General features: G+C 31.4%; 9 protein-coding genes and 1 pseudogene. 6 read left to right on the plus strand and 4 right to left on the minus strand.

Annotated features, from left to right (window positions below; all coding sequences use genetic code 11):
* Complete coding sequence (locus tag BMX53_RS17590) at positions 1 to 1,977, minus strand: tetratricopeptide repeat-containing sensor histidine kinase (protein WP_006266541.1); 1,977 nt, start codon at positions 1,975 to 1,977, stop codon at positions 1 to 3.
* A gap of 286 nt (positions 1,978 to 2,263) precedes the next feature.
* Between BMX53_RS17590 and BMX53_RS17595 the strand changes: the two genes are divergently transcribed.
* Positions 2,264 to 4,279 carry a BCCT family transporter gene (locus tag BMX53_RS17595; RefSeq protein ID WP_059051424.1) on the plus strand — a complete coding sequence of 672 codons (2,016 nt, stop codon included), beginning with the start codon at positions 2,264 to 2,266 and terminating at the stop codon, positions 4,277 to 4,279.
* A gap of 76 nt (positions 4,280 to 4,355) precedes the next feature.
* Here the strand turns inward: BMX53_RS17595 and BMX53_RS19460 are convergent.
* From BMX53_RS19460 to nhaA, 3 genes and pseudogenes are all read right to left on the minus strand, one after another.
* Positions 4,356 to 4,544, minus strand: a pseudogene (locus BMX53_RS19460) (DUF3179 domain-containing (seleno)protein); the annotation flags it as partial.
* Positions 4,545 to 4,652: 108 nt separating this feature from the next.
* Positions 4,653 to 5,975, minus strand: coding sequence for a DUF389 domain-containing protein (locus BMX53_RS17605; RefSeq protein WP_006266539.1), 1,323 nt, complete (start codon positions 5,973 to 5,975; stop codon positions 4,653 to 4,655).
* Positions 5,976 to 5,983: 8 nt separating this feature from the next.
* Positions 5,984 to 7,306, minus strand: coding sequence for a Na+/H+ antiporter NhaA (gene nhaA, locus BMX53_RS17610; RefSeq protein WP_006266538.1), 1,323 nt, complete (start codon positions 7,304 to 7,306; stop codon positions 5,984 to 5,986).
* A gap of 1,031 nt (positions 7,307 to 8,337) precedes the next feature.
* On the opposite strand from nhaA, the gene BMX53_RS17620 reads away from it, so the two are divergent.
* The 5 genes from BMX53_RS17620 to BMX53_RS17640 all read left to right on the plus strand — a co-directional run bounded on the left by BMX53_RS17620 (position 8,338) and on the right by BMX53_RS17640 (position 10,681).
* Positions 8,338 to 8,817 (plus strand): hypothetical protein, encoded by a 480-nt coding sequence (locus BMX53_RS17620; RefSeq protein WP_143061452.1) that lies wholly within the window; start codon positions 8,338 to 8,340, stop codon positions 8,815 to 8,817.
* 184 nt (positions 8,818 to 9,001) lie between these two features.
* Complete coding sequence (locus BMX53_RS17625) at positions 9,002 to 9,523, plus strand: hypothetical protein (RefSeq protein WP_074748148.1); 522 nt, start codon at positions 9,002 to 9,004, stop codon at positions 9,521 to 9,523.
* Between the two features lie 6 nt (positions 9,524 to 9,529).
* On the plus strand, positions 9,530 to 9,862 hold the full coding sequence (locus BMX53_RS17630) for a hypothetical protein (protein ID WP_074748151.1): 333 nt from the start codon (positions 9,530 to 9,532) through the stop codon (positions 9,860 to 9,862).
* 128 nt (positions 9,863 to 9,990) lie between these two features.
* Entirely contained in the window at positions 9,991 to 10,221 is a 231-nt protein-coding gene (locus BMX53_RS17635; RefSeq protein ID WP_074748154.1) for a hypothetical protein, read from the plus strand.
* A 121-nt stretch (positions 10,222 to 10,342) separates the two neighbouring features.
* Entirely contained in the window at positions 10,343 to 10,681 is a 339-nt protein-coding gene (locus tag BMX53_RS17640; protein WP_074748157.1) for a hypothetical protein, read from the plus strand.
* The last annotated feature ends 306 nt before the right edge of the window (positions 10,682 to 10,987 follow it).

Here is a 10,987-nt window from a genome sequence, read left to right on the forward strand (position 1 = left end):
TTATTTATTTAAAGGTATATTAATTGTTATGGAAGTCCCATATTTAACATTACTATCTATTTCTATACTTCCTTTGAGTTTTTCTAAACGCTCTCTTATATTGCGCAGTCCTATCCCTTGTTTCTTAACATTGGCAAACCCAACGCCATTATCATGAATAAGAATATTGAGGTGGTCATCGTGTTTGGTCAATTGTACCTCAGCACTTGAAGCCTTAGCATGCTTAACGATATTATTGACCAACTCTTGAACGATGCGATATGCACCAGCCAATACATCATCTGTCAACTTATTAATTTCTGTCTCTGGAAAAAAATAAGCTTTAATTGTCAAATTATTTTTCTGACTTACAGTATCGACGTATTCTTTCAAAAAACTACTAAATCCAATTGAAGAGAAAGCCAGTGGATGCAATTGATGCGATAGCAAACGCAGATCCTTACACGCATTGTTAATTGCTTCTTGCAAACGCTTAGTTTGTTCTCCCGTATCTTGCTGAGAGAAATGATGTTCAAAAGCAATCTTAATTCCTGCTAAATCACTTCCTATTCCATCGTGTAACTCTCGTGCTAATCGAGCTCTTTCTTCCTCTTGTCCTTTCTGATAGCGCTCGATCATAGAAATTTTATGATCTTTAACCATCTCATTAATCTTGTGATTCGCATTTTTCTCAACCTCCACCTGTAGTTGTCTTTGCACTTTCAAACGTTGTAGATAAAAATACATCACAATAATAAAGAGAATTGACACCAAAATAAAACCAATGATAAAAGTATTACGAAGTTGTTTCTGACGAATGACAGCTTGCTCTACTTCTCTAAGCTCTACTTCTTTTAATTCTTGCTCCTTCTCCAGCAACTCTATTTTAGTTTCCTTTAATTCCGTTTCATATTGTTGTTGCAGATCTGCTAAATGCTTCTCTTTCTCAATACTATTAAATTTTGTATTATCGATTATACTTCGATATAAATAATTATATGCTTTTTCATATTGTTTTTGATCTGCATATAGGGAACCTAAATTCAAAAAAAAGTTAGTATTATAGGCTAATATAGAACGTTCTTCAGTAATACTCAATGCTCTCTCAAAATACTTAATTGCTTTCTTTGTATTCCCTACTTTACTCTCACACACTCCTAAATCATTCAATACTATAGCCATATCAGTGACATAATTTAACTCTTCAAGAAGCTTATAAGTATTCTCCAAGTGAGGTATAGCCTCTTTAAACTTATGCTGTTCTACTAATAGTTGAGCAAGGTTAATTTTAACATAGGCCTCCACTGTTTTATTTCCTTCCTCTTGACGAAACTTTAATACAGTCATATAATGCTCCCTAGCTTGATCAAACTTACGCTGCTCTTTCAAAATATTTGCGTAGTTAAACAATGTAGTCAATACCCCATCGGTATCCTCAATAGATTTATACAAATCATTCGCTCTTTTCAAGCTCTCTATAGCCTTATCATATTCATCCTTTTGTATATATAGTGTAGCAACATTCTGATACGCATTTGCCTCTTGAAGTACATCGTCTACAGCTCTAGCTTTTTCAATACATATCATAAAGCTCTCCATTGCCTTGGAGTATAACGATAAATTCTTATAACTAAGTGCTAATAGATTATAAGCAGCAGGTAAACCTTGCTCCATTTTTAATTTCTCTAAGGATTCAATAGTCTTCAATGCATATTCTATAGACTTCTTATAATCTCCATTAATAGAATTCAAATTTCCTAAAGAATAATAAGCACGAGCTTTTTCCTTCTCTAAGTTATGCTTTTCACTTAAAGCTAACCAAGCAAATGCGGCCTTTCTAGCTTCAAGTGGTTTGGAATATACATTCTGGGAATACACTTTCGATAATGAGTCAATAGTAACTCTCACTGGTTGCTGTGCAATACCCTTTGTGAAAATAAAAAAGATTACTAATTGAAAAATTAAAGTTACTCTACTATCACGATTAGATAAATTCAAAACAATTTTGTATTAATTTCTTATTATTTGCCGCATTCTTTTTAACTAAAATAGCAAAATAAAGCAACAAAAAAACATATGCTTCTGAGGCTTTATAGAAGACAAAACTACAATTTTTAACCTTTAAAAAAATGAAAGTTTACTAGAAATAAAAACTCCAAAAACATCTTCTTTTTAATTCTCAACAACGAAAAACACAGAATAAAACCACAAAAAATACTAAATATTACGTATATTCGAAACAAAAACAATAAAACTATATTTTTAATACATAAAAACAAAAATTATGTCTAAATTTCCTAGAATACGTACAACCTTGAGTAAAGGTGTTATTCTACCAAGTTTAATTTTTATTATTGGAGTCAGTTTACTTGCTGCAATTTTTCCACAGATAACCAATGAGCTATTAAACGTAATCAAAACATTCATCTTTGTTAATCTCAATTGGATATATGTATGGTCTGTAACTATATTTATTATCTTCTTGATTTATTTAATGGCCAGTAAATACGGTAATATTCGCTTAGGAAGAAATAATAGTAAACCCGATTATTCCTTCTTTTCATGGATATCAATGTTATTCGCTGCTGGTATGGGGATTGGGCTAATGTACTTCAGTGTTGCTGAGCCGATCCAACACTATTCAAATGAAGTTTTCAGTAACAATACCGCACTACAACGCGCACAAGATGCACAGATGTACACCTTCTTTCACTGGGGAATACACGCATGGGCTATTTATGCTATTGTTGGTCTAGCACTATCTTATTTTGCTTATAGATATCGTTTACCGCTATCTCTAAGAAGTTGTTTTTATCCTCTTTTAAAAGATAAAATAAAAGGTAAATGGGGAAATATGATTGACGTATTTGCCTTGTGTAGTACCTTCTTTGGTATTACAACAACATTAGGTTTTGGTGTTGTACAGATTAACTCTGGACTTCAAACCTTAAATATTTTACCTGAAAACAGCTTTATCTATCAAGTACTTATTGTAGCTGTATTAGTATCTCTATCTATTATCTCTGCTGTTAGTGGATTAGACAAAGGTGTAAAACTACTAAGTAGTATCAATATCATTGCTGTAGTCGTATTGCTTGTTTTCGTACTCGCTTTAGGCCCTACCGTTTATTTAATTGGAAGCTTTACAGAAGGTATTGGTAATTATATATCAAACTTCTTTACCATGACTTTTAGTACACACTCCTTTAATGATAAAACACAACCCTGGTTTTATGACTGGACTATCCTATACTGGGCATGGTGGATCTCATGGTCTCCATATGTTGGATTGTTTATTGCTAAAATCTCTAAAGGACGTACTATTCGTGAATATATTGCTGCAGTATTATTACTACCGACACTATTCAACTTTATTTGGATGTCTGTATTCGGGAATAGTGCCATTTGGTTTGATATGAATGTAGCTGATGGTGCATTGAGTACTATTGCTAACAACCCAGATGCGTTGATGTTTGAGTTTTTAGCGTACTTACCTCTAAGTTCAATTACTAGCTTCTTAACTATATCAATTATCATCATATTTTTTGTTACTTCTGCAGACTCAGGAATGTTTGTAATGAACAGTATATCAACCAAGAATGCTATAATATCCCCTAAATGGCAAACTATTGGATGGGGAGTATTACTAGCTGTATTAGCTTTGTTATTGTTAAACGCAGGTGGATTAGGTGCATTACAAAGCATGACCTTAATTACAGCTCTTCCATTCTCTATTATAATGCTATTATTTATCGTAAGCTTGATCAAAGCACTAGTTATCGATAAAAAATATTATGAAACTGACTTTTCTACTACAACGGTTACGTGGTCAGGAGATTCATGGAAAGAGCGATTAAAACAAATTGTATCCTTTGACGATAAAGAATCTGTACACAAATTTATTGATACGACAGTCAAAGAAGCCTTTAAAGAGCTAGAAACCGAATTTGCTAAAAATAATATTGATGCTGTTATCAATACTTATGAAGGTCCTTATCGACTAGAAATTGAGATTAAACACGACTTGGTAAATAACTTTATTTACGGTGTCAAAACAGAGTCTAAAATGGTTTCTGATTACTTATTATCAGAAGAAAACTTACCTGATATTAACGATAATAAAACCTTTTATCCAAAAGCTTATTTTGGTGATTATAGACAAGGTTATGATGTTCACATCTTTACTAAAAATGAGCTAATTTCTGACGTATTAAAACACTATGAACGATTCCTTGAAATTATATCTGAAGAGAAAAATGAAATGTTTATCAGTAGTGATTCCAATCATCGTTTAAGATAATATATTACTAGTCAACTTATTCTAGTATCAAAAAAGAACCATATTAGCTTAAAGTTAATATGGTTCTTTTTATATATTACAAATCAATGAACTGAGTATTTGGATGAAAGCGTTTCCAAGAAAACCAATACTCATCAGACAGCCGGATGAGAACTAAATTCTGCTTTTTGTCTCCCGAGAGATACTTTCCATTCAAATCCCAACGTTGAAAACCATTATCTGCTGTAATACATCTAGCTGATAAATCTAACGCTAAATCCTGCTTGTGATCCCATCTAAAAGCAGTTACATTGTTTTGGTGAGCTACTAAAAAAAAAGCCCCCTACTCAAAAAAATAAGTAAGGAGCTCTTTGCGATGTTTTTAATTACTAAGCTACTCTTTAGTATATACAGCCGGCTGGTATGTATTCACTACTAAAACAGTATCTACTTGTAATCGAGCTTTTAACCAATTCGTGATACGTATCTTCTCCGAATTTATAGGTGCAACACTATCTTTATACATTAACACCCAATCAACTTGACTAGTTGTATCGGTTAGATTTCGCTCTACTTTACCTAAAGATACTTGTTCAAGTGATGGGAACAATACTCCGATCTCTCTCACCAAACCAGGCTCGCTCACTTTGTACTTAGCTAACTCGCGCTTTAAATCATTAATAATAACGTCTTTCTCGGATAGGTTACTATTTTGTTTATTGATTTCCTTCATGATTTCAGACTTGATATCTTGCTCATCTTGCTTGAAGGTCAAAGCTACATTATCTATCCCTTTTTCCTGTAAAAGTCGATTATACATCTCTATATTCTCTTTAGACAATTTCTTATCCAAAAAGGCTAACTCTACCTTACGTGGCGAGGTATTATAATTAATTTTTTTATAGATAACTGTTACCCCTCTAGCAGTAAACTCTGTATTGATAAACTCCTCAACAGTCTTGGTAAATTTCTTCTCATTGAATAGATTATAGGCCAAGTAAAAACTTGGTATAATCAACACTAAAATCAATAAACTAATACCGTATCGCATACGTTTCTCCTTTTTTGTATCTAGTGCAGTCGCTGTAGGATATTTCAAGTATTTAATTACTAAGAACGTCGCTATACAAATAAAGAAACAGTTAATCATATACAGATAAAATGCTCCTAAAAAATAACTAAAATTAAAAGTTGCTAAACCATATCCTGCAGTACATAAAGGAGGCATTAAGGCTGTAGCAATCGCTACTCCTGGAATAGGATTTCCTTTCTCTACTCGAGTAATTGAAATCACCCCCACTAATCCACCAAAAAAAGCAATCAACACATCATAAATCGTCGGTGCAGTACGAGCAAGTAATTCTGATTGTACATCTTTAAATGGGCTTAAATAAAAATAAACTGAAGATACAACCAAACTTACAATTGTAGCTATAACCAAGCTTTTAATAGAAATCTTCAGTAATAAAAAGTTATAGGTACCAAGTGCAAAACCAGCTCCTACAATTGGTCCCATCAATGGTGAGATCAACATAGCTCCAATTACCACCGCTGTAGAATTTACATTTAACCCTATCGACGCAATGATAATTGCACATGCCAAAATCCAAAGATTTGATCCTTTAAAAGCAATATTTGCTACTATATTTTCAAGGACTTTTTCGCCCTTCTCCTCACCTTTGTGAAGATTGATGTAATCAAAAAACTTACTAGTCATTTAAAACATTATTTCGTTGACTTACTCAATACCATATAGCCTAGCACACCACCAATGATGGATGCTACAAAAATACCTATCTTCGCTTGAGTCATGTACTCCTCATTAGTAAATGCTAACGAAGTTACAAACAAAGACATTGTGAATCCAATAGAAGCTAGCAAACCTAATCCTAATAGATTTTTCACATTCATTCCTTCAGGGAAAGGAGCTACTTTTAATTTCACTAAAAGCACTGTAAATCCAACTACTCCAACTACTTTCCCTACTAATAAGCCAAGAGCTACACCAAGAGCTACATTAGTACTAAACAAGTGATCCATATCAATATCTAAAGATACCCCAGCATTAGCTAAAGCGAATATAGGGATAATTAGATAGGTTACCATCGGATGCATCATATGTTCTAAACGTTGTAATGGAGGAGTAGCAGCACTACTTGTATGCTCAATCTCTTCTAAGATATGCAATTGTTCGTTTGTTAATGTCGGAATTTTATCATTGGGATCAATGCCTCTAAACCTATCTAACAAACCTTGCATCTTATCGCCATATACTTTCTCGCTAATTCTCACATTTGCAGGAATTGTAAAAGCAGCTAATACTGCTGCAATTGTCGCATGTACTCCTGAAAGCAAAAATGCTGTCCAAACTCCACCAATACCCAAGATTGCATAAAACATAATATTTCTAACTCCCATTTTATTTCCCAAATACATCACTAATAAAATAGCAGCACCAATGATTAAATGTAACATAGAAATCTCAGAGGTATAAAAGAATGCAATCACAAGTACCGCTCCTAAGTCATCTACAATCGCCAATGCAGTTAAGAAAACCTTTAATGTCAAGGGTATACGACTACCCAATAAATACAAGACTCCTAAGGCAAAAGCAATATCTGTTGCCATCGGAATTCCCCATCCATTAGACATCTCTCCACTTGGATTTAGAAAAAAATAAATACCCGCAGGAACAATCATTCCTCCTAATGCAGCTCCAATAGGAAGCATTGCTTTACGTGGGTTTGATAATTCTCCAGCTACAATCTCTCTTTTTAACTCTAGCCCTACAACAAAGAAAAAGATAGCCATTAACCCATCATTAATCCAGTGGTGAATACTATATTCAAAGAAGCTATTGCCTGCCCATTGAAAACCAAATTTATACTCTAATATGTGATGGTACTGTTCTTTAAATGATGTATTTGCTAATATTAACGCTATAATCACACTTATACCTAGAACGATCCCTCCAGATTTTTCTTGTTGCATAAATCGCTGTATCGGTGATACCATCCTCTCAATAGGTGTTTTGTCCAATTGCCTCATAAAAATAACTCTTCTTTTTTAATGTTATACATAGTTTACAAACTCAAAAATAGAAAATTAATTTTGTTAGCTACTATACGACAGTTATTTCTATGAATTCTTATCCTTATTTAACTTTTATAAGATTTTTACTACTTAGATTCAACTAATAAATGCTGTTGCATTTATTAGTTGAATCTAAGATAGAATTAAAAATAGTTCAATCTTTTACTCCATAAAAATAGTTAACTAAAGCCAAATAGACACCCCGACAACCAAAAAACACCTTAACAAGTTTAGTATTCCATAACAAAATACATCAAATTAAATTAGTTAACTAATAATATAAAACAAATACAACAAAACACTGAAAAACAAAATAAAAATAAACAAAAGCTAAAACTAATATTTCTACTAAAATATTCGCTTCCATCAATCAAAAAAACAGATGATTATTTAACTTTTTAGTACTTTTTTAATACATTTAAAATCATTATATTTGATTTTAACCTAATTTGCTAAGGTGAGCTATTAGGTGAGTTGGTTTTTTACAAAAAAGACAATAGGTTGATTTAAAGATATTTACGAGGAGTGGTTCGAATCCTGCCACCCCGACAAAAGGAATCACTTTTAGTGGTTCCTTTTTTTATTTTAACCACTTTGTAATTCTTTCTAATCTAAAAAATCAATTCAATTTAACACATAATAAGGATCAGATGCAATTGATGGTGGTATTACTAATTTTGCGAAATGGGCAGCTAATCCACGAAATCAAAAAATAATTATTAAATTATTAGAAGTTGGTGTCGGAGCATGGGAATCATCGTTAAAAGAAATTTATAAAGATGGAGATTTTGATTTAAGTTCTGTGTTATATGGGACTTTAGCTGAAGCAGGTTTAGGATCATTAGTGAAGCATGGTGAATATAAGAAAGTTGCTAACCAAGCTTCTAACAACACTAGTGTTTTTGAGAAAAAAGCTGTAGAGCTTTCTTCAAGGAAGAGTCCTAATGAAAAACTGATAAAAAACGCAAAATCATTTAAAAAGTTAGATGCAAGCGATCAGGCAATTAACAAAACCATTTAAAAAGCAACAGGAAGTAAAGTTCAAAATGAAACAAAACGAAAAGAGGATTAATAAAAATAATTTATATTTAATTGTTTTTATTACAATAATATTATTTATTATAACTATATATTCAATCAATAAATATTTTATATATAATAAAGTATTAAATGAAGAAAACTCTATTGAATATGTGTTTTTAGACAAAACTAAACATAGTGGAGGTAAAGGAGAACATTATGATATGAGAATTAGTTATCTTAATAATGTCTATAGAGTGTCAATTACTTATAAAATTTTTACAAAAATTGATAAAGGTAAATTACCTAAGTTGTTTATTACGCCACAAAATGAAGTAATTACAAATTGGAATATGACTATAGCAAAAAGAGGTATTATTGCTTCCTTTATTGGATTGTTCATCTTTATATTAGTTTTAATTTACTTTAGATTTATTAAAAGATAAATTACTGGTAATGTATCTGAAGTGTTGATAGAATAAATAAACCAACAGCCTCTTTACAAATGTATTGAGGCTGTTTTAATATAGAACACTTTACTGTTGTTGCACATTTAATAGTTTGTGGTAAAAGCAAAACTAAGGTGAGCTATTAGGTGAGGTTGATTGGGCTGATGTAGGAGTTGAAGTTTTGAAAGGAGGACTAATTGGTTCTGGAGTTGGAGCAGGTGCCGCAGCAGCTATTGAAGGTGGGGCAGTTGTTGTAAAAGCTTCTTTTGATTATACTGCTAATGAAAAAGGCAAGAGTATCTTCAATGGAAAGAAAAGTGGTAAAGAAGCAGCTTTCGATGCAGCCGCCGATGTTATCAGTGGAAAAGTTGGAGGAGCTGTAGGTAAGAGAATAGGTAATTTAACTGAAGGAGGAATTAAAGCAGAAACTAAAGCAGAAACCAAAGCCACAAAAGAAGTTGTAAAAGCAACTAATAAATTTAATAAAGTTACAGATGGTGGTAGAAATATGATTGGTTCTAAATCAATGATTGCAGGGGAAAACCTTGCAAAAGCAAAAGGAGGTGCTCAAGTTGCTAGAGGAAATACAGTAAGAGCGCAGATGGTTAATTCAGCAACCAAAGGTGCAACTGGTGAAATAGTTAATAAAGCAGCACAAAATTCATTCACAGATAAAGTAAAAAATTTCTTTGGATTTAATTAAAATATTATGAAAGATAAAATTAAAGTATTCTTATCCTTAGCTCTTGTAATGGTTGGAATTTATTTTGCAGCAACAAAATTAACAGATATGAGAGATGAAGATGTAAAGTTTATTAATTCAGATTATGAAATTACTAAAGGTATTGTCACTAAGAAATCTTTATATAAAGGACATTCAATAAAAGTTAGGTATAAGGTTGGTGATAAATTTTATATAGTTAGTGATGGAATTAATGTTGATGATAATATCTTAGAAGGAGATAGTGTTACGATAAAGTATTCTAAAACTAAACCTGAATTAATGATTACTCAGTTTAATGAACAATTTAACAAACAATAGGACATGCTTAATAAAATTAAATTTTTACTGATATTAATTTCTTTTACAAGTTTTTCTTAGAATTTTGAAGGTGAGGTGATTTATTCCAATTCTTATAAAAGCAATACTGTACAAATAAAAGATGAACAATGGGGGTTTATGTTGGGAATATCCAGAAGTATTTTATAAAAAATGGCGATTACAAAACAGAAACTAATGGAAAGCTTTTACTGTGGCAATTATATGTAAATAAAGAGAACAAGCTTTACAACAAAATGTCAAATTCTGAAACTATATATTGGAATGATGGAAATACTCAAGGAGACGAAGTATTAAGTGTAAAGATTAATAAAAATGCTACTGAGATATTAGGTCATTAGGTATTAAAGGAGGGCAACCTGCGGGAAGTAATAATCACGTTATTGATATAAATGGAGGTGTAAAAGCTATATTGGGCATAGAAGGTTCTATAAAAATAGGAATAACGGGAAGAAAAAGAAAATGATGTATACAGCAATAACTTTAAATGGAGATACAGATATTTACTTTAATGATCAACTTTTGTTTAGATGCTTGACTATTAAGGGATTCTTTAAAAGTAAATTTTATATTGAGGATGTATCTAAAAAAAAATTATTAGAATTAGAAATTCGAGATTTTTTGGGTTTTAATAAAAAATACTTTCTAAAAAGGCATTGTTTTGAGAAAGATATTGACTTGTATAAGTTTAAAAGTAAATTATGCTTAAAAGTTGATAATGACATTATTCTACTAAATAAAAAAATTAGACCTTGGAAGTTTGAAGGAGATTTTATAATAAATAACATTAGTGTCCGATAAAACTTATTATCAATAGAATTTTCAATCATATTATATTGATAATCAGTTTTATATACTTTTAATTTCATACTAAACCTAGAAATAGGCTCTCAGAACAAAGAGAGTTGTTTTATCTTTTGAACCTCAATAATCCAATCTTGTTCAGGATTTTCTAAGAAATGTAATAGTTTAATATAGTTAAACAGATGGATCTTACAAAAACTTACCAAATTTGAGAAAGCCCAACTTCTTGTAAGCTTTTTCTTAATCACAGATATGAGTAAATTTACTATCAAAACACAGTATATCTGTATTTTAATAGCATTC

This window comes from Myroides marinus (assembly GCF_900109075.1).
GTDB lineage: Bacteria > Bacteroidota > Bacteroidia > Flavobacteriales > Flavobacteriaceae > Flavobacterium > Flavobacterium marinum_A.

What these genes read in the sequence shown, in the direction of transcription:
- BMX53_RS17640 (WP_074748157.1), top strand. Translation starts at nt 10,343, where the DNA reads ATGATGTATACAGCAATAACTTTAAATGGAGATACAGATATTTACTTT.
- BMX53_RS17620 (WP_143061452.1), top strand. Translation starts at nt 8,338, where the DNA reads ATGCAAGCGATCAGGCAATTAACAAAACCATTTAAAAAGCAACAGGAA.
- BMX53_RS17635 (WP_074748154.1), top strand. Translation starts at nt 9,991, where the DNA reads ATGGGGGTTTATGTTGGGAATATCCAGAAGTATTTTATAAAAAATGGC.
- nhaA (WP_006266538.1), bottom strand. Translation starts at nt 7,306, where the DNA reads ATGAGGCAATTGGACAAAACACCTATTGAGAGGATGGTATCACCGATA.
- BMX53_RS17605 (WP_006266539.1), bottom strand. Translation starts at nt 5,975, where the DNA reads ATGACTAGTAAGTTTTTTGATTACATCAATCTTCACAAAGGTGAGGAG.
- BMX53_RS17595 (WP_059051424.1), top strand. Translation starts at nt 2,264, where the DNA reads ATGTCTAAATTTCCTAGAATACGTACAACCTTGAGTAAAGGTGTTATT.
- BMX53_RS17630 (WP_074748151.1), top strand. Translation starts at nt 9,530, where the DNA reads ATGAAAGATAAAATTAAAGTATTCTTATCCTTAGCTCTTGTAATGGTT.